Here is a 359-nt window from a genome sequence, read left to right on the forward strand (position 1 = left end):
CGATGGACAAGGTGCCCACCGCATCTGCCGTGAGATCAGCACCGCTGCTCAGCTGCTGCACATCCAGCGTGCTGCCGGATGCAAGCGTCATCGCCGCACCGGAGGACAACACGCGCGCGGCCAAGGCTGCACCGGAAGCCACATCCAGCGAGCCCTGCACTGCCAGCGAATCAACCGTGGTGCCACCAACGCTCGACAGCGTGGCGTTGCCGCCGACCGTGCCGCTATCCAGCACCAGATTTCCGCCAGCGTTCGCCGACAGATCACCCTGGCCGTTGAAGGTGGTGACCGAAGTATTGCCGCCGCTGCTCAGCGTGCTGTTGCCTGCGACATCCAGCGTGGTCGCGGTCAGATCATTG

At 64.9% G+C, this 359-nt stretch carries 1 protein-coding gene; it reads right to left on the reverse strand.

Features of this window, described 5'->3' with window-relative positions; all coding sequences use genetic code 11:
• Positions 1–359 (reverse strand): hypothetical protein (locus tag ACVOLO_RS18055; protein ID WP_481571704.1); only part of this gene is annotated, 359 nt, incomplete at both ends.

It is taken from the genome of Stenotrophomonas sp. STEN056 (assembly GCF_056759635.1).